Consider the following 22,127-nt stretch of genomic DNA (forward strand, 5'->3'; position numbering starts at 1 on the left):
TGATACCTGATAAGGGAGCGAAGCAGGTTATCTATTAACGGGTCCTACAGCTAGTCCGCATACAATCACCATCGGGTGGATGTACAGAAAAAGCGAATAGCAAGGAATGCCGGTCTCCGTGCAGGATTCCTCGATATTCATGTGCTGCCCATTTGAACTATCATCACAGAGTATTTCCAGAATTCTGATTATGCAAATAAGCAGGGAAGTAATAATCCTCGCCGCTGTTTGCTTTTGTTTGATGTTACAACAGATGTCGCAAGTTTGTCATAAGTTATGTCGCAAGTTTGAAAGCGATCATTCATCTAATCTGTAAACAAGTTGATTTGTTGAACCTTCTTTTGTGATAATACCCCTGTCAATCAGGGAAGCAATCGTATCAAAGTCATGGCTTCTGACATCTATTGTCAGTAACCCATCCCCGATATCTGATGCTCTGCGGTATATGTAGCCGTCTTCTGCTTCCTGCCACGGGATAATGTGAATAAAACCCTGCTCAAATCTTAATACTCTCTTAACAATGGCTCTTTATCATGGTGCTGTAGTCTATGAAGATAATGTTGGGAGATATAAATGAATCCGGAATTGCGAAGCAGGAATCACTGGTGGCTGTCAGTGATGCTGGCCGTTCCATTCTTCCTTCTGGGAATGCTTCTGGTGATACAAAGCACTCAACTATCAGGCAAGCTTATTCCATTCTTCAATAACGGTCATTTCATTGCGGGAATGCTGCTAGTTGTAGCGCCTTTACTTGTGGTCGTTACTCTGTCCGTGAGCTTGGAAAAGGCACGTAGAATGACAGACAGGCTCATGGATAACGGCTTGATCGGGGTAGCCAGATTTGTATCGATCTATGAGAAAACGAGAATGACAAATGACGGACCGCTAATTCGGATTGAACTGGAGATTACCACTGAGATTCATGATCCCTACAGAACAGTTTATATAGAGAATGCGAACCTTATAAAGCCTTCTGTCCTATATCGCTGGAACAGGTTCAGAGTCATAGTCGATCCCAATGAGAAGGAAAACATACTGATTGACTGGACACCATTGCATCTGCTGAATCCCGGTCAGGAGCACGCGGAAATCCGTGATTCGAGAAAAAGGAACACTAATCACAATTCGTTTACTGATAGCACGGAATTTTCAGAGTATATACCCAGCCTGTCCATGTGATTTATTAACAGCATCGATTGGAACCTTATGGAACTGCAGATAGTATAAGCACAGGAATTCTATTTAATCGTGAGCCGGGTTCTTTTCTTCAAAAACCAGGAGACACTGATTGGTATCTGCTACAACCGATAACCAACAGATACTTTTGCTCCCCGCACACAGTTCTCCCCCGGCTCACACTAATCGCGAACCTTGACCTCGAGGTCATAACCTCGGAGTCGGGATTTCGGGGCCGGGGCTGATATTAGAACATTTTCTTACTATTCTGCCTGGAAGTTTTCAAGCATGTATAATGGAGCTGTGGATACGATTAGTACATCTGCGGTCTGCGCCCAGGGTTATTTCGACTGAACCGCTGCAATACCTGAGAGAAAAGCAAGAGTGATTCGGATTGTCAGCCCAGATCAACCACTGCACCGGTACATAGATAGACAACACGCTCGCAGATATTGACTACTCTGTCTCCGACCCTCTCAAGGTTATGAGCGACAAATGTCAGCATCATTGCGTCGTTTATTATCTCAGGTTTCTGTATTACATGAGTCAGGAGTTCTCTATAAACCTGTTCGTACAGCAGATCTATCTCAACATCCATTGGAGGGATTTCTTCTACTGCTACGATATCCCTGCTGAGAAAAGCGTCTATTGCTTTCCGGAGCATTTCACATGCTTTCTCAGACATCCTGGGTATATCAATAAGGGGTTTTACATGCTCTCCGGGAGAAATTCTTATATTTATGGCTGCAATTCCTTTTGCGTAATCAGCAATTCTTTCCAGTTCCATTGCTATCTGCATTGCAGCGAAAATGAAACGAAGATCTCCCGCCACCGGCTGCTGTGTTGCAATAATGTTCAGACAGGCTTCCTCAATTTCAAAGCATTTCCTGTTAATCACCTTATCACCCTGAATCAGTTTTTCTCCCTCTTCGAAAAGCCTGTTCTTAAGAATCCGTACGGATTCCTGAACTGAAACCTCAGCCATTCGGGAAAGCCGCATCAGGGCTTCCCTGATGCTGTCCAGTTCAGCTTCATAAGTCTCTCTGATTAACATGGTTATTCCTCTTCAATCTGTGCTGTCGTCTCCATAACTCAGCCGAACCTTCCGGAAATGTAATCCTCAGTCCGCGAATCTACCGGATTCGTGAAAATGTCCGTAGTCTGACCGAACTCGATCATATTACCTGATCTCTGCTCGTCAGTAAGCATAAACGCCGTGAAATCAGATACTCGCGCGGCCTGCTGCATGTTGTGTGTTACTATCACTATTGAGTATTTCTGTTTCAGTTTCTCCATCAACTCTTCGATCTTCAGTGTGGCCACGGGATCCAGAGCAGAAGCAGGTTCATCCATTAGAACAACTTCCGGTTCAATGGCAAGAGCCCTTGCTATGCAGAGTCTCTGCTGCTGACCTCCTGAGAGAGCAAGACCGGACTTGCCAAGATCATCTTTTACTTCACCCCAGAGAGCTGCCGATTTAAGACTTGTTTCAACTATTTCCGCGAGTACGGTCTTATCTCTGATCCCATGTATCCTCGGGCCGTAAGCAACGTTATCATAAACCGATTTCGGAAAGGGATTTGGACGCTGAAACACCATTCCAACCTTTTTCCTCAGTTCAACTACATCCTTGTTGAAGATATTCTCGCCGTCGAGGAAAACCTCTCCGGTTGTTCTTACAACAGGTATGAGTTCATTCATTCTGTTAAAGCTCCGGAGCAGGGAACTCTTTCCGCAACCGGACGGACCAATGATAGCGGTGATCCGGTTTACCGGAATATCGATAGTAACATCACGAAGAGCCCTGAAGCTCCCATAGTACAGGTTGTAGTCTACCGTTCTCATTCTCGCTTCAGTCATCATTCGCTAACTCCCGGTTTTGGCGGATAACCGCCTGGATATCACATTGATTACTAGATTGATAATGATGATTAGAACCACAAGAACAGCTCCGGTGGCCATTGCCTTGTCAAAAGCGCGGGTTTCCATTGCAAGGTAGTAGACGTGAAGCGCCATGGTTCTGCCGCTGGACATTATAGATGTAGGTGTTCGGTAACTTCCTCCAAGCGTCACATAGAAGATGGCTGTCTCACTGACTATCCTTCCGGCACTCAGTATCAATCCGGTTGATATCCCGGTGACCGCGGAGGGAAGCACCACCTTCCGGATGGTTTCCCATCTGGACGCTCCCATCGCAAGCGAAGCCTGACGGTATGAATCCGGAACGGCTTTCAGAGCTTCCTCGGTAGTCCTTATAATCACCGGAATCACGAGACATGAACCTGCGAGCGCTGCGGAGAGTATCGAAAATCCGAAATGCATGGCAGTCACGAACAGCGCATAGCCGAACAGACCGAATATGATTGAAGGCACTCCGGCCAGAGTTTCGATACCGAATCTGGCCAATGCGACAAATTTCTTGATAATACTGCTCTTCAAGTTATCAGCATACTCGATAAGAAATACACCGGCTCCGATACCCAGAGGTGTCGCTACAATAAGAGTGCAGATAACCAGATAGACAGTTGCTATTATCGTCGATGATATACCGCCCTCTCCGGAAAGACCTCCTCTTGGAGGAGTGGTGAAGAAGTCAGGAGTCAAGTGTGCAAAACCCTTCATTATCACATATCCAACAACGAAGAGCATGATCAGCACACTGACCGCCCCGGTAAACCATAACAGAGAAAATGCCCCCGTCTGCCGCAGTTTTCTGAATTGCAGCCGATTCACTATTTCTCCCATTTCTTGCGGCCTATCAGCATCCGTGCGGAACTGTTCATTATCATGATAAGAGCAAAAAGAACCACTCCTGTCGCAAAGAGAGCACTTTCATGCAATCCTGTAGCGTAATTAATTTCAACAGCGATATTACCGGTCAGTGTTCTTGCCCTGCTGAGAAAAATGGAGAGCGGGTTATCGGATGCTGCAAACGGTATTATCACAGAATTTCCTATCACCATTATCATTGCGATTGTCTCACCTAACGCTCGTCCAAGACCAAGAATAATTGCGGACATTATTCCGGATCTCGCACCGGGGAGTATAACCTTCGTCATAGTTTCCCACTTCGTTGCTCCCATTGCGAGAGAACCCTCCCTGAATCGTTTGGGAACGCTTCGGATAGCATATTCAGACACACTCGATATGGTCGGCAGTATCATTACCGCAAGCACTATGGAAGCTGACAGAAGACCAAAACCGGTATTCCCTGGCACGTCAATGTTTCTCACCAGAGGAACGATGACCACCATTCCGAAAAGCCCGTAAACGACAGAAGGAATCCCCGCAAGCAGCTCAATTGAAGGTCTGACAATCGATTTCACAGCCGGCGGGGCTATCTCGGAAAGGAATATCGCGCAGCCAAGGGCCAGCGGAACACCGATGACGACTGCACCGAGGGTAACGAGACCGGAACCGGCAATCATTGCGAGAATACCGTACTGGCCCTGGCCGGGACGCCATACGGTCCCGGTCAGGAGCTTAATGATACCGATATCCCTGAAAGCCGGAATGGCTTCCCTGAAGGTAAAAATACCTATCATCACCACTATCAGGATTGACATCAGAGCCGAGAACAGGAAAATGTACTTTACTGCCGACTCTAGCCTTTGTTTACCTGTCACTTCCGGCGACCTTCAATTTCCCTGGTTCAGTTGACCGGGAGGTAACCCTCGGAGACAACGATGGCCTGGCCATCTTCACCGAGAATGAAATCCAGCCAGCCGGCTGCAGCTTCGGAAGGCTGTCCGAGAGTGACCATGTTAAGCGGTCTTACAACAGGGTACGATCCACCTGTGGCATTTGCAACAGTGGGAGGTACTCCATCGATAGTAACGGGCGCTACAGAGCTGTCCAGATAACCGAACGACAGGTAGGCAATGCTCGAAGGTGTAATGCTGACAGTGGTTCTGACCGCTCCGTTTGATGGCTGAAGGATTGCTCCCAGGCAGATCAGCTCATCATCCATGACCATATCTTCAAATGCGGCTCTTGTTCCTGATCCCTCTTCTCTGGATACGACGATGACAGGCGTATTCTCGCCGCCGACCTCGCTCCAGTTAGTAATCTCACCGGAAAATATACCTCTGACCTGTTCCAATGAAAGGCTCGAAACACCAGATCCCGGATGTATCACGATAGCGATGCCATCACGGGCAATTGTATGCACAATCAGAGCAGGATGTTCTTCGAACTCAGAATTCTTCACTTCTCTGGAAGCCATCCCGATATCAGCGGTTCCGTCAGCAGCGGATTTGACTCCTACACTGCTCCCGCCGCCCTGAACGATTATCGTGATACCGTCAGTGAAACTCTCATAACTTTCGGCAAGCAGTTCTGCCAGCGGTTGAACAGTTGTTGAACCTGCAACTGTCATATCGACAGCACCCGCACTGCTTGAAAAGCCCATAATGGCAAGCATAAAGAATGCTGAAGTCAGCAGCGAAGATCCTTTAAGTATCGAGTTCATTTTTATTCCTTTCAAAGTTCAAGATTAATTCTGAAAGCTATCTGACCGGCAGGTAACCCTCGGAGGCAACGATCGCCTGGCCATCTTCACTCATTACGAATTCAAGGAATACAGAGGCTATCCCATCGGGTTCTCCATTTGTGACCATGTTGAGCGGTCTTACTATCGTATAGGAACCGGATGCCGCGAATTCCTCTGTAGGAAGAACATCATCTACAGCCAACGGTTTGGTCTGATCATCCAGATATCCGAAGGAAAGAAACCCGATTGCTCCGGGAATAACGGAAATGGAGGTTCTTACTGCCCCGTTAGAGGGCTGAAGAATTGCGTTGCCCGTAATGAGAGCATCATCCATGACTAATTCCTCGAAAGCAGCTCTCGTACCTGATCCTTCTTCACGCGCAACCACTGTGATGACAAGGTTTTCTCCTCCTGCTTCATTCCAGTTCGTTATCTCTCCGGCAAAGATACCCTTGATCTGCTCCTTTGAAAGGCTATTAACAGACACGCCGGGTTCAGTGACAATTGCAATACCGTCACGGGCAATAGTATGGACTCTGAGTTCCGGGTTCTCCTGCAGTTCGGACAGCCTAATCTCTCTGGAAGCCATACCTATATCAGCAGTTCCATCTACAGCTGATCTGACTCCCACACTGCTCCCGCCACCCTGAACAAAGACAGTTACGTCTGGTTCAAGGGCTTCGAAAGCCTCTGCAAGAACTTCTGCTACCGGCTGGACAGTTGTTGATCCGACGACATTAAGCTCACCGGACAGAGAAGTGTCTTCAACAGGGACTGCTTCATCAGGTACCGTATCATTGCCTGAATCCGCACCACAGGCTCCAAAGACTGTCAGAAAACCAAGTAATGCAACAGGTGCATACTTTGTTATTACGTTTATATGCATTTGTAAACCTATCCAATCAGTTGTTTTGAGCGGTTAATGTCTTTTACGGCTGCCCGGTCTCACTTGAGGAGGTTCGTAAGACCGGGCAGCCTGGCCCGAAAGGGAACGGGTGTAGCCCACATATTTCACCAGCCTTCTACTGCAGCGCCGCATAAAGCTGTGTCTACTTCGTTATACTCGTGCATCCGTCCTCGACGTACTGTTGAAGTACGTTTGCGGGGTCTGCACTCGCAAGCCTCGTATCCACAGCTCTCTACGACGCTTCGAAACGAAGCCTGGTAAAAAATGCAGTCTAGAATTTCATTCTCCAGTTGATGTACATATCGGTGTAGCCTTCAGTATCTTCATCCTCGAAAGAATAGTTGCGTCCACCCAGCTGGAATGTGTTCTTACTGCCTGTATGAAAATTAAGGCAGAAATCAATAGCATCTTCATCATTCTTCGGATCGGTATCTCCAAGATAGGCGGGACTTGTAGTCTCGTATCTGACCGCCGGCTGGATCGAGGTCAGAACTCCGGCATCCATGCCGAATTCAGGAGCAACCATGAACGACATCGCGATACCTTCAGTGGTGGAGGATTCGCCGGCATCTCCGACATATCCCAGGCTCATGTATTCACCGGCGAAGTCAATCTCTGTGTTCTCACCCATGCTGATCGATCCATTAGTGAAAAAATCCATACCTGTCGAATTCCAGGTATCCGTAGTATCGGTATCGATGCCGCCTGCGCTGAGACCGACAGCTGCACCCAGAGTTATCCAGTCTATCGGATCAACCTGAAATCTCGCGGTAAACTGCTTGTGAGAATCATTCTCCGGTCTGTTCTCACCGGCTCCGTTTGTAACGGCGAGATCGATTTCAACAGGATTGAAATCCAATCCGAGATTAACACCTATATCACGCTTCCCGTATGAACTGAATCCGCTCATGCCTGTCATGATCGCCCTGTCGGCAAAAAACATGCTTGAACCGGATCTGAAGTAGTTGTAACCGAATGGTCTTTTAAACTGCCCGGCGGTAATGGCAAATCCATCTGTTACCTGAGCGTTAAGAGTCAGTACTTCAAGAAATAGAACGATGTTTCTGTCATGACTTCCACCATCGTACTTGGTCGGCTTGAGCTTGAACTCAATTTTTGCGTCCAGCCAGTCATTAAGAGTGGGAATCCATGTTACATCCGCAATAGCGCTGAAACCCATATCCGGATCAGCATCCTCTTCACCGTAGATATCGAATCTACCCATTCCATAGCCTTTGAATTTCAGCAGTTCCGCTCCCCCGGTGGAAAACTCACCGGTCGCGAAAACAGTGCTTGAAACAACAAGAAGTACTGACAGGCATATAAACCTGAACATAAACGACCCCCTTTTTTGGGTTATAGGAACGTGACTTCAAAAACCATGACGGGAAGATCAGTAACTAGTGTTAATCAGTGATGTGTGAAATGTTAAGATACTGTTAAGATTATGCTGGCGGTATTTACTGTCAGGATTCAGGACTGCGATCGTAATGAACAGGAAAAGCAACAGTGAACATGCTGCCTTCTCCCGGAGTACTGCTGACCCTTACCCAGCCTCCGTGAACTGTCATTATGTGCTTCACTATGGCCAGTCCGAGACCGGTTCCACCCCTGCTCCTGGATCTGGCCCGATCAACAACGTAGAACCTCTCGAACAATCTGGGAAGATGCTCCTGTGAGATTCCGGAACCTGTGTCTGCTATAACTATCGTGACATACTTCCCACGAGAGTCGGTTCTGACTGTGACGGATCCGGAGGAGGTATACCTAATTGCGTTCTCCAGCAGGTTCACCAGAACCTGTTCCACACTGTAACGGTCAGCATTGATCGGAGGCAATTCCTTCCCGATCTCGACATCGAGGATAAGTCCTTTCTTATCCGCCTGTCTCCTGAAAATGCCCATAACATCATTTATGACATCCTCTATCATGACAGGTTTGAAATCCAGTGTCCGCGATGGGTGCTCAAGCTCGGACAGGGTCCGGATGTCATCGGTCAATCTGATCAGGCGATCGGTGTTCCTGAGGATCGTTTCGATATGGCCACTGGATTCATTATCCGCTTCCTCAAGAAGTGTTTCCGAGAACCCCTTTATCGAAGTGAGCGGAGTACGCAGTTCATGCGATAAGTTGGCTGCGAAATCCCGTTTTATCCGCATGAGGTTCTCTAACTCGGTAACATCCCTGATGGTGAATACTTTTCTGTCCGTTTCTGATACCGGAGCAACACTTACATTATAAATTTTGCCATTGGACTCTACTTTACCCTCAGGCACATCGTCATGAAGTGCACTACTGATGAAATCCCTGAACTCCGGAATGGAGATGTAATCAAGATAGTCATTTGAGTGAGGCAGATTTTCACCGCAGGCCATTTCGATAAAGCTCCGGTTAGCAGTAACCACTTGATGCGAATGGTCAATAACAACAAGACCTTCAACTATCGAACCGAGTATCGCTTCCTGTGCGGCATTCTGTTCTGAAAGTTCATTCACCAGTTGCATGGTTTTCGCAATCATCCCGTTGATATCGGTCGAGAGCTGATCCAGTTCAATGATCGAACAGGGAGCGGCTCGTGCTGAAAAATCCCCTTCCTCCACTTTCCTGGTCACCCCTGCAATGCTCTGTATCGGGATGGAGATGCTTCTTGAGAAAAACCACGCCGTAATAAGACCCGCGAGTAGAACTGCGGAAGTCACCACGGCAATATCAACACCAGCCTGACCGAGAGTCGATCGGAGATCTGAGAAGAAAAGACTCGTCCTGATAACTGCTGGAATGGTATCATTCACTATCACCGGAACCGCAGCATAGAGCATTTCCCGCCCAAGTGTTTCACTGTATCTGGTCGTGTTGCCAACCTTTCCGTTGAATGCACAGATAACCTCCGGTCTGGTTCTGTGATTCTCCATGCTGTCTGGCTGTTCTTCCGAATCCGCCAGTACAGTTCCGTCTCTCGCAATAATTGTTATCCTGATACCAAGCCTGGGGCCAATAACGTCTGTTAGCGAATCAAGACTGGCGGAATCGTGCTCGAGAAGATGAGCGACTGTAAATTCAAGTGCTTCTGCAGTCCTGCTGAGGTCCGTGAACGCGGCTGAAGTGAATCTCGATCTTATCGTTCCGAAAACCAGCAGCGGAGCGAGTACGGCAAGGAGAATAATTACAACAAGAAAACCTCTGAATGACCTGGTAAAGATAGATCTCACCCGGGATCCTCCAGTTTATATCCGATTCCGTGAACACTCCTTATAATGCTGCCTGCGTCACCAAGCTTCTGGCGGATATGTCTGATATGAACATCAATGGTCCGTTCAAAGACATACTTCTCTCCATGCCACAGGGTCTCCAGAAGCTGTCTTCTTGAAAAAATTCTCCCTTTAGCTTCAGCGAGAATACTGATTATCCTGAATTCAGTTGAAGTAAGATCCACCTGTTTCCCATCCACCTTTATTCTGAATCTTTCCGGTTCGATGATGATCCTGCCGCCAATGTCGATGCCAGTCGTATCCTTTTCAGAAGGCGAGGTCCTTCGAAGGACAGCCCTTACCCGCGCGACCAGTTCTCTCGGTGAGAAGGGTTTGGTGACATAATCGTCCGCACCCACCTCAAGACCGGTCACCCTGTCCGATTCATCCACCATAGCCGTCAGCATGATGATTGGAAGTGCTGATGTTCTGTCCGATGATCTGAGTTTTCTGCAGACTTCCGTTCCGTGCATGTCCGGGAGCATCAGATCGAGAACCACAAGGTCCGGTATTGTTTCCATGAGTGAGTCAAGAAAATCTAATGCATTACTGAAACATTTCGCGTTGAATCCAGCACGCTCAAGATGAAGAGAAACAAGATCAAGGATGTCATGTTCATCATCCACAACAATTACAGTTTTTCGCAGTGAATCCATTAAACCTCCAGGGATCGGATCATCGCTGAATATATTCCGTCCTTGCTCAAAACCGTAGTATTCCAGATATTCCGGTTTAGATAGAATGTCTATGATTGCAGAGAATGCCGAAGCAGTAAGGATAAATATGAGATCAGGAATAAACCTGCTGGATGAAACAGATATATTGAAAGTTGCACAATCGTGTACGACTGTCCGGGTTCTGACTGGAGAAGAACTTATCAGAAAGAACGATACTTCTGAGGAACTATACATTGTAACAGATGGTTCTTTCAAGGTTTATGATGATTCATACGGTGAGGACTTCGTTCATGCTATTCTTACCAAGGGAGCGATATTCGGAGAGATGTCCTTCCTTGACGGCACTCCGAGATCCGCATCAGTTAAAGCGATCAGCAATGGTTCTCTTCTGAAAATGGGAAAAGGGGAATTCGATAATCTCCTTGTCAATAACCCTGATACCGCCCTTTTGTTTCTCTTCACTCTGGCCCGCGTTGTAACCCGCAGGCTCAGGGAAGTGAATGATGCTCTCAGAGGTATGACATTCAGTTTGGATGATCAGGACAGCAAAAAAGCAATTACTGAAGTAATCGCTCAGATGGAATACGCGGTTCACATTGAACTTACCGGGAGTCAAAGAGGCAGAAAAGAAGAATAACTGAGCTCTTACCTATCCTCTATATACTTATCATTCATTCCTTTACCGTCTTGCATTAGCGTGAGTAACACTAATAACAGTATATTCACATCAAATTAGAAGATTGAGATATTTTCAATGCAAATGACGCCATAGAATTCTCTTAACGGAAATTGATGGTATCAGGATAATACTGTTCGGAAAGGAGCAAGCAGTACTGATGAAAAAATTGAGCATAGCGCTGGCACTTGCAATAGCGGTGATGACCGGCTGTGGTGGTGAAACAGAACCGATCTCTGTGGATATACAGGAAATCGAAGAGAGAGTCTCAATAATTATAACCGATTCAATCGGTGTCGAACTTGGGGACAGCAACTACGTCTTCGCCTCGATAGATGCTCTTGCGCATGGTCCTGACGGAAATATCTACGTTCTGGACAGAGGAGCCTGCTGCGTAAAAGTCTATTCTCCCCGCGGGGAATTCATCAGGAGGATCTCGCGCCAGGGAAATGGTCCCGGTGAGATCACCATGGCGTTCAGCATGGCGGTTCTCGGCGATGGAAGGGTTTCGATCTGCGCCCCCATGCAGGGTGGAATACACAATTTCCTACCTGACGGGGAATGGGAAGGGCTTTCCGCCGAGTTCACCAACAATCCGCCGATGAATATGGTGGGAGCCGATTCCAACGCCTATATCGCGCTTAAACTCACTGTGGACGTTATCGATGGCGAACTGATTTCGGAATTCCTGATCGGAAGATATGAAGAGGACAATGAACCGTCCGTGATTTATTACGAAACCGAATTTCAGTTTGATCCGACTGACCTGACCGGAATACTCAACCAGACCCTTTTCAGCCATGAGTACTGTGCTGACAGATCAGGCAATGTATACCTCTCTCAGTACTCCACCGAGGATTACATCGTAAATGTTTTTAACAGAGACGGAAATCAGATCCTGCACATCGAAAAGGATGTAGCACAAGTAGAGAAATCACCGGAGGAAATCCAGGAGGAAAAGGACTGGATGGAAGCCTGGCTTCGCAACATCGGCGCTCAGGGTGTTGTGATCGAATACAATCCGGAACCGTACAGGTGGACGATAAGCGATATCGGCTGCGATGATCTGGGCAGAATATGGGTCAGAAGAGGAACCGAACTCGCGCCTGTGTTCGATGTTTACGACGCTCAGGGAAACTCACTTTTCGTGGCTGAAGTCGAAGGTATCGGAGATGATGCTCAATTCTGGAATTTCGTCATCGATGAATACGGTATTATAGCTTATTCGATCAACCCGGATTACTACTCGCAAATCTGGCTGATGGAGATTTCTGAAGAAAAGAGCGAATGGGAACAAATGTAAGTTCCCGCATTCTTAATAAAACCGGTGATCCTTTTAATGAATCACCGGTTTTATTTCATAAGTTGAAGAAGTGTGCTACGTCCCTGATAGGAGGTCGGTGATGCGTTTGCCGAAAGTGATCGGATCTCCCGGCCGTCCTCCCGCCATTATCTGTCCGAGATCGAACAGAATATTCACGTAGTTCTTCAGCTTATCACCTGATCTTTCCTTATCGTACAGATCCTGCAGCATGGAAATTACGGAATGGACCGGATTCAGTTCAAGAATTTTCTTTGCTTCAGGTATTTCCTGGTTCATGGTTTTCATCATCTGTCTGAACATTTCACCTGGGTCGTTCTTATCACTGACCAGAATACAGGGACTATCTTTCAATCTGGGCGAGAAACGAACGGCTTCCACCCTGTCTCCGAGCTGATCCTTGATGTACTCGAGCAGTCCGGCATAGGTTTCCTCTGCGTTCTTCTTCTCCGCCTTCTCCTCTTCCGTCAGATCATCAATATCAATTTCTTTGAGAAGAGAGACAAGCTTCTTACCCTTATACTCCCCAAGCGACTGAAGCATGAATTCGTCAACGGGACTGTCGAACAGCAGAACCTCGACGTCGGCTTTGCCCACGGATTCGAGGTAAGGAGAACTCGCCAGTTCCTTTCTGTCGCTTCCGGTTATATAGAAGATACGGTCAACGTCTTCGGGAAGGTCTTCCACAAGTTTCCTGAGGCTCTTCTGCCCGTCTCCGCTCTTTGAAGTCCACACCATCAGCAGGTCAGCAAGTTTTTCGCGGTTCTGACCGTCGGAATAGATACCTTCTTTAAGAAGATCACCAAAATTCATGAAGAATCTTCCATATTGCTCGACATCATTCTCCAGTATGTCCGAGAACCAGCTGAGTACTTTGGCTGTCAGTGCTTTTCTGATGATCCTTATGGTCCGGTTTTCCTGTAGTGTTTCCCTGGAAATGTTGAGAGGCAGATCTCCGGATTCGACAACACCCTTGATGAAACGGAGATATCTGGGAAGAAGCTCGTCCGCTTCCTCCATTATCATTACCTTTTTCACATAGAGCCGTATACCGGTCTTGTAATCCGGCATCAGCATTTCCATTGTTCGAGCAGTGGGCAGGAAGAGTAAAGCGTAAAATTCCGTAGTACCCTCGGCATGGAATACGAGTCTTGAGAGAGGTTTCTGAATATCAAAGCTCAGATGACTGAAGAACTCGTTGTACTCCTCGTCTGTTACTTCTTCCTCAGAGCGCGTCCAGATAGGTTTCTGGGTATTAACCGGTTTTCCACTCTCTTCCTCATCCTCTTCGCCTGTCTCGATATAGACCGGATAGGAGATGAAATCGGAGTATTTGCGAACCAGTTCCCTCAGCCTGTAGCTGTCAAGGTACTCACTCATGTTCTCCTTCAGATGAAGGATGACACTGGTTCCCTCAGGAATATTGTCTTCCTGCTTGAGGCTGAATGTATCATGACCTGTTGAGGACCATCTTTGCCCCGGTTCATCGCTCCCGCTTTTCCGGGATAGAACCTCCACTTTATCCGCAACCATGAAAGCTGAGTAAAAACCTACTCCGAACTGTCCGATGAGTTCAGGGGTTTTTTCACCGTCAGTCATGTCCATGGCTTCAATAAATCCCCTTGAGCCGGAATGGGCAATTGTTCCCAGTTCCGTTGCCATCTCATCATCAGTCATACCAGTTCCGTCGTCACGAACTGTCAGTGTTCTCGCGTCCTTATCAGGAATAATGTCAATCCTGAGTTCTCTGCCGGATGAAAGTTCAGGTGAAGTAAGCATCTCGAAGCGAAGCTTATCAAGGGCATCGGACGAGTTTGAAATAAGCTCACGCAGGAATATGTCAGGATGTGAATACAGACTGTTGATAACAATATCCAGAATCTTTTTTGTTTCAGTTTTGAATTTCAGTTTTCTCGCACGGTCGGACATTCTCACTCCTTTTTTTCAAGTACTTTAAATTAACGGATCTTTCCCTCAAGAAATGGAACCTGAAAAACCTTCTCATGGAAAACGGGACCATGCCCAAAATACCCTTCTTCACCAAAAAGTTCCCCATGATCGGAAGTTACTGTTATGTACGTGTTTTTCGGCACAATATCGAATAGTTTTTCAAAAACCTTATCAAGATAACGCACTGTTTCAACCTGTCTCTCCCGCAGTTTATCCAGCTGTTTCTGATCAAAGAACTTCGGAGCGTCCTTATCTGTAATCAGTTTGCCTCCCACCACATTATCGTCAAGGTGTTTGAAAACACCATGGACTCCGCTTATTCTGGGCCATTCATTCTTTGGCTCAGATGGGAGAGCATAGGGGTAATGCGTTTCTCCTACATTAAGAAGGTAGAATGTCGGCCTGTTGGGTGAAAAGGTCATCTCATCGAGCATCGCAGCCATATCGTTATGATCCGGCATGAGCTTCCATGTATCGAATCCGCAGTTCACCGGAGTATGACTGTTGAGTACAGGAAGAGAAACCATCGCTCTTGTTATATAACCAAGAGTATTTCTCAGATAATCGGGAAGGTACAAGCGGGGAACCAGACTTTTAAATTCCACTCCGTCAGCACCAAGTCTTTCATTGAATTTCAGAAAATCCTTTTTGTAGTATTCAGACGCAAAGACATTCTTCGGGCTTGTGTGAGGCATCAGTCCCATTAGAAGATTGTAATGTGAAGGAGCAGTCCAGGAAGCGTATGAGTATCGATCTTCGGGCTCACCAAGCTTCATTATCGTTCCTGGCTCAGCTTCCATGAACGTATCGAATCTGCAGCTGTCAAGAACTACAATAATGTAATTGTTCAGATCATCACTCGCTGGTGCGGGAGCCCCTACAACATTTTCTGCTGAATCCTTTTTCTTTCTGAACAGTCCCATCACTCCTCCGTCATTCAGTAAATCAAAGTATCAGTCCGTATCTGTTGTAACGGAATATAACTGCCGGGATGGTTAAAAAGTCATACGCGACAGAGTTCAAGTCACGATTTGCTCAAACCTGTTTAAAGGGTTTCTCAGCGTATTGGAAGCATGGACGACCAGATATCCCCCGTTACCTCTTCACTCCATATTCCGATAAGAACAGACATGGCCTCAGCGAGTTCCGAATAACTTGGTTCAGATAGCACCCAGTGGAAATTGTAGTTCTTCTGGAAAACAAGATCGAATGAATGCCCGTCAAGAACGGTCACATCTATATCGATTACAGCTTCCCAGCCATTTTCAACAATCCTGCCTCCGAACTCACGGACAAAACCTTCAACAATCAGATCCTCTCTCAGCATTGTCGCCTTCCTGAGAACCGCACCCCAGGCTTCAGTGGAAACCATATCCCGCATTAGAAGATCAGGTAGAAGCTCCATAGGGCGGCTGCTCCAGATATCGGTGGATGCCCTGTTAAGAGTTCCATCCTCAGCAAGTACGATCATTTCGACTCTCTGAAGAGCCTGTGTGGCAGAAAAATCCTTTATCTGAATGATGTAACTGGAAGATACATTCCATGATTCCCGGTGTTCGGGATCAACAGTCCATACAACTGCCGATGATGTTGGATCACCACCGATGGGAACATTTACTGTAATGCAGGCCGTGGAAACAAGCAGAATAAATACAATCAGAAACTTAACTGGCCTGGGTATCACCGCCAGACCCCCTCTCCTGTTGTCCGAATAAGCAATCCCGCAGGATCATTCCTGAGTGCTTCAAGAAAAGCGGACAGATTATCAAACATGTTTGTGCTCTCTACAAGCATTTCATCCATCTTCTGAACAAACACCTTCAAGGGTTCTGACAGCCCCTGGAGTTCTTCTACCAGATCATTTACATCAATAGCCAGGTCAGGCGCCATCGTATTCAATGTCAATACAAGCCTGTCGATATTCTCTCCAAGTCTTATATACGTAATCAGGAGTGTATCAAGATTAGCGGAGTTATTTAGGATCGCAAGTTCAATATTCTTAATAACATCACTATCCACAACTTCATTGATATTCTCCAGAAGCTGAATTGACTCTTCACTGATCTTCACAAAATCGACTTCGTTGATAATTTCGGTCATCCTGGTCAATATGGAAGCAGCACTCTGCAATGCACCTTCAGCAACAGGGATAACAGGATATAACACATCAAATTCGAAGTGTGGTGTCACATGAATCCGTGTTGTGTCCGGACTCAGGTTGATCACGCTCAATCCGGTTATGCCTGTCAGTTGCATGATTGCAACAATCTGAGAATCTACAGTGAAATCAGCTCTGATATCCATCATAACTTCAACAAGTCTTCCATCAGGAGCTATATCTATGCTTGAGATACGTCCAATCGGAACTCCATTGTACATAACATTACTACCCTCATTGAGCCCCTGGACCGACCAGCTGAAATAACACACATAGGTATCTGTATGCTTTTCCCTGAATCCTCCTCCAAGCCAGACAATGATAACAAGAAAAACAACAACGCTTACGGTGAAAAACACTCCCAGCCTGTACTTGTTAGCAGTCAGTGCCATTATTCAGTCTTCCTTCTTCTCAATTAAATCTTCTCTTCCAAAAAAGGCACGAACCCGGCTGTCCTCAGAATTCTTCTTCAGTTCCTTTGCAGTGCCTTCAGCAATAATACCATGTTCTTCAGGGTCCAGCATAACAACCCTGTCAGAGATAGCAAATATACTGGCAAGTTCATGAGTAACTATAACCATTGTGGTTCCCAGAGACTTATTAATACTTAGAATCAGATTGTCCAGATTGGCAGAAGTTACCGGATCAAGACCTGCTGATGGCTCATCAAAGAAAAGTACTTCAGGATCCAGCGCCATAGCCCTGGCAAGTCCTGCCCGTTTCTGCATGCCGCCTGAAACCTCCATAGGATTTGAATCAGCAAAATCCGCAAGATCAACTGTATCCAGTTTGCTGTAAGCGACAAGAGCCATATCCGACCTGGAAATATCGGTATACTCTTTTAAAGGCAGCATGACATTTTCAAGCAGCGTCAGATTCCCCAGTAGAGCGCCGGATTGAAAAAGCACTCCCCACCTTCTACGGGATTCCTGAAGAACCTGTGGACTCTCCCATATATATCTCCCGTTAAACAGGATTTTTCCACTCCATGGTTTTAACAGTCCAAGCATGTGCTGCATCAGAGTGCTTTTCCCGCATCCGCTTCTGCCGACAATAACCAGCACTTCTCCCCTGTCCACCTGAAGATTAACATCATCAAGCACAAGCTGTTTATCCCAGCCTCCCCTCAAATGTTTAACCTGAAGAATCGTGTTCATATCACATACTCAATCCAGGACGTATATGGACAAACAGCAAGGATAAGAGAGCATCAGCAATAATTACCAGAAAGATACTCAGTACAACCGCAGCGGTCGTGGCTTTTCCAACAGCGGACGCGCCGCCGCGAACCCGCATTCCCATAAAGCATCCGACATTCGCGATAATTACAGCATAAATTACACTCTTCATCATTCCCCAGATAATGTCCAGTGGAATAAGCGCTTTGCCCAGTTCCGAAATAAACGTACTGGCAGGAAGATCAAGAAAAAGGATACCTGCGAGCAGTCCGCCAAAAATCCCCGAGCAGTTTGCCAGCAGGACAAGGAACGGCATTACGCAGAGAAGTGCTATCATCTTTGGAGTAACAAGGTAGCTGAAAGTGTCGAAACCCATAACGCGGAGCGCATCTACTTCCTGTCTGACCTGCATGGTTCCGATTTCAGCCGCAAAAGCTGATCCGGACCGTCCCGCGACCAGTACTGCCGCGAGCATGGGTCCAATCTCCCAGGTAATACTGTAGGCCAGCAGTGCCGGCATAAAGTTTTCCGCTCCAAAAATCCTCATCTGAAATCCGGACTGATAACCCAGGACAGTACCCAGAAGCAGGGTAAGAGTTGCAATTATCGGGATAGCTTTCACACCGGTTTCTTCCATATAGTAAAAAACCATTGGCCATCGGATTTTCAGAGGATGCAGAATCATTCCAATGAAAGCATTCAGAGTTTCACCCGCGAAGAACCATAGTCCGGACAGTGTCTTCATAAACGTGGATACACCCTCACCCAGATCCTCAAAATGCTCGTGCAATCCAAACTTCTGCTTTTTTAAAGAGGAAGCAGATTCATGCTTTTTAAAAGAAGCAAATAGACTATCGATAGATTTGGATGCTCCGATTCGGGTGATCTTCACTCCTGCTCTGGCAAGCTGACGACAAAACTCATAGAGAATTGTACCTGGAACTGAGTCCATACCGGGACTGTCAGAAAAATCGAGGCTCAGTTTTCCGGCATCGAAAAACGCAGCCTTATTCTTCTCAAGAAATCCCCTGAGGTAATCTGTATCATCAGTTTCAAGCACACCATGAATAGATAATTGTGTGCCATCAAGGGTAAGCTTGTCAGTGTTTTTCAAGTATTACCTTCCCGCAAATACCTGTTTTCTTATTAATGCATATTGATTCATAGTAATAAATCTTAACTAAAGGGAGTCCCATCGGACTCAGGTTAAAACTTGTCAATGAACAAATCAGTTTGTATTTAATCATTAACAAAAGAGGAGGTATGGATAGATGGGTACGCTTGTTTTTCTTGTTATGAGGCTGGTGTTTGGATACAATAATGTCGGTGATGGTCAGGTTCTCGCTATGCTTATCTCACTTGATTCTATCGCTATCATTCTGTTTCTCAAACTGAAAACCAAAAGCTGATAACTGATTACTCAGTTTAATTTCAGATCCCTCTCCGTGCAGGGTACGGTTTTTCTCTGGCAAAATTCGCAAATTTCATTTGCACATAATTCAATCTGATCATATTCCTAATACTGTTCTCCGGAATAGAAATCTCCTGAATTTGTATAACGATTGAAGGAGGTTCCAAATGCGCAATCCAAGAAATGTATCAGAAGCGAGTGCGATGGATTACGGTACTGTTGCGGGTATTATTCTGTTAATCCTGATATTTGAGGTAATCCCTGGTACCCGGATAGGAAGACTCGCTGCGAAAACGGTTGATGCTGAAATGCAGGGATTTGATCCCGGAGAGCTTTACGAGATTCCACCGGAACTCAAGGAAGACAATCCGGTTGATGTTGAGAATATAATCCGGAATGAAATACCTGATGTCGTTCAGCCTGAACTGGTGATAAGCCTTTCAAACGATACAACCGGTCTTGATCATGCGATTACAGTCGCGATGAACAACCTGACACATAATGTAAATCCGGCGGTGGACGCTATTCCGGATCCCGGGACATTTATTCCTCATAGTGTTCTTCCGGTCTGTACATTCAGACCTGTTCCTGACTATCCGGATATGGCAAGACAGGCAGGAGTTGAAGGAAGAGTTATACTCCAGATTTTCATATCGACTGAAGGTATACCCGTTCAGGTGGTTATCACACAGAGTTCAGGACTGGGAAGTATGGACGAAGCTGCTGAGGAAGCAGCATGGAACAGCAGCTGGTCCCCCGCGAGAAGAGCTGATAATGAACCTGTTGGCGTATGGACTTCGGTTATCTACAATTTCGTACTTGAATAACCAATCCTGATGGGCTTACTGCGCAAAGAAAATCATGTATACTTCTCAGGAATAAAGTATCAAACCTGGAGGATTTTGCATGATTGGGATCATAATTGCCGGAGCTGTCTTTCTATCAGACTATGTGACTGAAAGCGTATTGTCGATAAACGTATGGGACATTCCGACTGATGGACTCGCTGATACTGTTCTTGCAGGCGAACCTCAGGAGGCCTTCGACAGCATAACAGTACTTCCGCTCGATAACACGATCACAGGAATTCCTCTCTGGGCAGTACACAGCTCAGGGATGGTGAACTGGGATACCAACCCTATGACAGATCACTTTCTAGCCATCTTCACATGGGAAGATTCCACCTGGATTGAGCTGGACAGGATTACAATGGTTGATGAATCCATTGACTACATGTTCAGTGATGGAGTTAAGCAGGAATTCATTACAGATGATTTCATCTGGCTTGCCGTGGAAGGCGGAATTGGCGCACATAGTGGCGCATATGAACTTCTTACGTTTGACGGTAAATATCTGGATATCAGATTCTCATCAAGTCATTGCAGACCCGGATTCGCATGGCTCGAGAATCTTCCTGCCGACAGCCTGACTGACCTCCTTCTCGACTACTCTGATCCGTACGTGTTTTTCTATGCTTCCGGTGTAATAAAGCCCGACATAAGAATTCAGAGGTGGGACAGTCGTAGCACGGAGATGGTTGCCATGAACCTCCGGAAGCTTCCACCAGCTACAGAATATTCTCTCAGGGAACCTGTTAACAGAGCAGTTGAGTTTGCGGAGGCCGGGTTGTGGCTGCAGGCCTTCACGGCTATTGGAGAAGTTCTCCCATTGCCGGATACTGTGAGCGATCCGGAGAGGTGGATTATCGTATGGAACGAGACCCTGATATCACAGAATCTTGAAACCGGAGAAGGTTCTGTTGAAGGCGGGTACCCTCTGCTTGGTTATGTATTCTACGGTGATTACCAGGCTTCGATTGACATCATGAGGCAGTACGCTCCGGAAGAGATTTTCTGCGTTGAATCTCCTCTGATACAGGGAACTGTTGCACAGGGATGGGAAACCGAATTGTCAGGTTATCTGATTTCATGTACTGAATCCGCTCTGGAAGTTGAACCGGAGTGCGCAGCAGCATTTTATCTGCATGGATGGGCTCTTTATCTGTCAGAACAATCCATTTCACAGATCATTGATGATGTGCAAAAAGCGGTTCGCTTTGATCCATCTGAACCGCTATATGCATTATCCCTGGAGTATCTTACCGAGTAACCGAAAAAAATCTCACTCAGGACGCCGTATCCTGTAACAAGAACGTCAGTTTTCTGCATCATTCAGTCCGGTTCCTCCACAAGTTCTTCAAAAGTCCTTCGCAGTGAAACAAGGTATTCCGTAAATTCCGGAGATAACCTTGATCTTGGATCAGGAAGGTCTATTGTCTGACGGCGAACTATTCTTCCCGGTCTATGACCAAGAACGACCACCTCCCCGGCAAGGTAGACAGCTTCCTCAATGCTGTGTGTCACAAACACTACTGTAGTGGCAGCCTCTTTCCATGTATTCCTCAGATTCTCCTGCAGATCCTGACTGGTTCTGGTGTCCAGAGAACTGAAAGGTTCATCAAGAAGCAGGATATCAGGCTGCATCACCAATGATCTGGCAAGAGCAGCTCGCTGCTGCATCCCTCCGGAAAGCTGGTGGGGATAACTTGAACTAAAATCAGATAGTCCAACCATATCAAGTATCGCCTCCACGCGAATGCGGCGGGTTATCCTGTCAATGTTTCCCCGCGTACGGAGGGGAAATTCAACATTCGCATAGATACTCATCCAGGGAAAAAGAGCTCCCTGCTGAAAAACGTAACCTACAACGGGCTGTCTGCCGTCGACCCTGATCATCAGCTCAATGCTTCCGCTGTCAGGTATTTCCAGACCGGCAACTGTTCGAAGAAGAGTTGTCTTCCCGCAGCCCGTGGGTCCCAGCACACACAGGAAGCTGCCCTGGGGAATGTCAAGACTTACAGGACCGAGGGCATGAACATCACCGGATTTCTCTCTGAAGGTCTTTACAAGTCCTGTTACACTCAAAGCCTTCAT

Annotated in this window: 22 protein-coding genes; 6 read left to right on the forward strand and 16 right to left on the reverse strand. The window is 46.6% G+C overall.

What is annotated here, in order from left to right; genetic code table 11:
• The first annotated feature begins 573 nt into the window (after positions 1 to 573).
• On the forward strand, positions 574 to 1,179 hold the full coding sequence (locus K8R76_03685) for a hypothetical protein (GenBank protein MCD4847272.1): 606 nt from the start codon (positions 574 to 576) through the stop codon (positions 1,177 to 1,179).
• A gap of 394 nt (positions 1,180 to 1,573) precedes the next feature.
• Here the strand turns inward: K8R76_03685 and phoU are convergent, their stop codons facing one another.
• From phoU to K8R76_03730, 9 genes are all read right to left on the reverse strand, one after another.
• Positions 1,574 to 2,230, reverse strand: a complete 657-nt coding sequence (phoU, locus tag K8R76_03690) for a phosphate signaling complex protein PhoU (protein MCD4847273.1) — start codon at positions 2,228 to 2,230, stop codon at positions 1,574 to 1,576.
• A gap of 38 nt (positions 2,231 to 2,268) precedes the next feature.
• Positions 2,269 to 3,039, reverse strand: a complete 771-nt coding sequence (gene pstB / locus K8R76_03695; protein ID MCD4847274.1) for a phosphate ABC transporter ATP-binding protein PstB — start codon at positions 3,037 to 3,039, stop codon at positions 2,269 to 2,271.
• Positions 3,040 to 3,042: 3 nt separating this feature from the next.
• Positions 3,043 to 3,921 carry a phosphate ABC transporter permease PstA gene (gene pstA, locus K8R76_03700; protein ID MCD4847275.1) on the reverse strand — a complete coding sequence of 293 codons (879 nt, stop codon included), beginning with the start codon at positions 3,919 to 3,921 and terminating at the stop codon, positions 3,043 to 3,045.
• Positions 3,909 to 4,742, reverse strand: coding sequence for a phosphate ABC transporter permease subunit PstC (gene pstC / locus K8R76_03705; GenBank protein MCD4847276.1), 834 nt, complete (start codon positions 4,740 to 4,742; stop codon positions 3,909 to 3,911). The genes pstA and pstC overlap by 13 nt, the downstream gene beginning before the upstream one ends.
• An 86-nt stretch (positions 4,743 to 4,828) precedes the next feature.
• Complete coding sequence (locus K8R76_03710; GenBank protein MCD4847277.1) at positions 4,829 to 5,647, reverse strand: phosphate ABC transporter substrate-binding protein; 819 nt, start codon at positions 5,645 to 5,647, stop codon at positions 4,829 to 4,831.
• Positions 5,648 to 5,684: 37 nt separating this feature from the next.
• Positions 5,685 to 6,554, reverse strand: coding sequence for a phosphate ABC transporter substrate-binding protein (locus tag K8R76_03715; GenBank protein MCD4847278.1), 870 nt, complete (start codon positions 6,552 to 6,554; stop codon positions 5,685 to 5,687).
• A gap of 292 nt (positions 6,555 to 6,846) precedes the next feature.
• Positions 6,847 to 7,911 (reverse strand): OprO/OprP family phosphate-selective porin, encoded by a 1,065-nt coding sequence (locus K8R76_03720; protein ID MCD4847279.1) that lies wholly within the window; start codon positions 7,909 to 7,911, stop codon positions 6,847 to 6,849.
• A gap of 130 nt (positions 7,912 to 8,041) precedes the next feature.
• Positions 8,042 to 9,784, reverse strand: coding sequence for a hypothetical protein (locus tag K8R76_03725; GenBank protein ID MCD4847280.1), 1,743 nt, complete (start codon positions 9,782 to 9,784; stop codon positions 8,042 to 8,044).
• Complete coding sequence (locus K8R76_03730) at positions 9,781 to 10,479, reverse strand: response regulator (GenBank protein ID MCD4847281.1); 699 nt, start codon at positions 10,477 to 10,479, stop codon at positions 9,781 to 9,783. The genes K8R76_03725 and K8R76_03730 overlap by 4 nt, the downstream gene beginning before the upstream one ends.
• A gap of 127 nt (positions 10,480 to 10,606) precedes the next feature.
• Between K8R76_03730 and K8R76_03735 the strand changes: the two genes are divergently transcribed.
• Together K8R76_03735 and K8R76_03740 are read left to right on the forward strand one after the other, a co-directional pair.
• Positions 10,607 to 11,137, forward strand: coding sequence for a cyclic nucleotide-binding domain-containing protein (locus K8R76_03735; protein ID MCD4847282.1), 531 nt, complete (start codon positions 10,607 to 10,609; stop codon positions 11,135 to 11,137).
• Positions 11,138 to 11,336: 199 nt separating this feature from the next.
• A complete protein-coding gene (locus tag K8R76_03740) occupies positions 11,337 to 12,479 on the forward strand; it encodes a 6-bladed beta-propeller (GenBank protein MCD4847283.1) in 1,143 nt (380 codons plus the stop codon).
• Positions 12,480 to 12,554: 75 nt separating this feature from the next.
• On the opposite strand, the gene htpG is transcribed toward K8R76_03740, so the two are convergent.
• The 6 genes from htpG to K8R76_03770 all read right to left on the reverse strand — a co-directional run bounded on the left by htpG (position 12,555) and on the right by K8R76_03770 (position 18,897).
• Positions 12,555 to 14,426: a molecular chaperone HtpG gene (gene htpG, locus K8R76_03745; GenBank protein MCD4847284.1), complete on the reverse strand. Its 1,872-nt coding sequence runs from the start codon at positions 14,424 to 14,426 to the stop codon at positions 12,555 to 12,557.
• Positions 14,427 to 14,455: 29 nt separating this feature from the next.
• Entirely contained in the window at positions 14,456 to 15,370 is a 915-nt protein-coding gene (locus K8R76_03750) for a sulfatase-like hydrolase/transferase (protein MCD4847285.1), read from the reverse strand.
• 134 nt (positions 15,371 to 15,504) lie between these two features.
• Complete coding sequence (locus tag K8R76_03755; protein ID MCD4847286.1) at positions 15,505 to 16,131, reverse strand: PqiC family protein; 627 nt, start codon at positions 16,129 to 16,131, stop codon at positions 15,505 to 15,507.
• Positions 16,128 to 16,997: an MlaD family protein gene (locus tag K8R76_03760; protein ID MCD4847287.1), complete on the reverse strand. Its 870-nt coding sequence runs from the start codon at positions 16,995 to 16,997 to the stop codon at positions 16,128 to 16,130. The genes K8R76_03755 and K8R76_03760 overlap by 4 nt, the downstream gene beginning before the upstream one ends.
• 3 nt (positions 16,998 to 17,000) lie before the next feature.
• Complete coding sequence (locus K8R76_03765; GenBank protein MCD4847288.1) at positions 17,001 to 17,762, reverse strand: ATP-binding cassette domain-containing protein; 762 nt, start codon at positions 17,760 to 17,762, stop codon at positions 17,001 to 17,003.
• A gap of 1 nt (position 17,763) precedes the next feature.
• A complete protein-coding gene (locus K8R76_03770; protein ID MCD4847289.1) occupies positions 17,764 to 18,897 on the reverse strand; it encodes an ABC transporter permease in 1,134 nt (377 codons plus the stop codon).
• A gap of 157 nt (positions 18,898 to 19,054) precedes the next feature.
• On the opposite strand from K8R76_03770, the gene K8R76_03775 reads away from it, so the two are divergent.
• From K8R76_03775 to K8R76_03785, 3 genes are all read left to right on the forward strand, one after another.
• Entirely contained in the window at positions 19,055 to 19,192 is a 138-nt protein-coding gene (locus K8R76_03775; protein MCD4847290.1) for a hypothetical protein, read from the forward strand.
• A gap of 169 nt (positions 19,193 to 19,361) precedes the next feature.
• Positions 19,362 to 20,021 carry an energy transducer TonB gene (locus tag K8R76_03780; GenBank protein ID MCD4847291.1) on the forward strand — a complete coding sequence of 220 codons (660 nt, stop codon included), beginning with the start codon at positions 19,362 to 19,364 and terminating at the stop codon, positions 20,019 to 20,021.
• A 79-nt stretch (positions 20,022 to 20,100) separates the two neighbouring features.
• Positions 20,101 to 21,303 carry a hypothetical protein gene (locus tag K8R76_03785; GenBank protein MCD4847292.1) on the forward strand — a complete coding sequence of 401 codons (1,203 nt, stop codon included), beginning with the start codon at positions 20,101 to 20,103 and terminating at the stop codon, positions 21,301 to 21,303.
• Between the two features lie 62 nt (positions 21,304 to 21,365).
• On the opposite strand, the gene K8R76_03790 is transcribed toward K8R76_03785, so the two are convergent.
• Positions 21,366 to 22,127: an ABC transporter ATP-binding protein gene (locus tag K8R76_03790; GenBank protein ID MCD4847293.1), complete on the reverse strand. Its 762-nt coding sequence runs from the start codon at positions 22,125 to 22,127 to the stop codon at positions 21,366 to 21,368.

Origin of the sequence: Candidatus Aegiribacteria sp., from assembly GCA_021108435.1 — a bacterium.
Taxonomy (GTDB): domain Bacteria; phylum Fermentibacterota; class Fermentibacteria; order Fermentibacterales; family JCC-6; genus Aegiribacteria.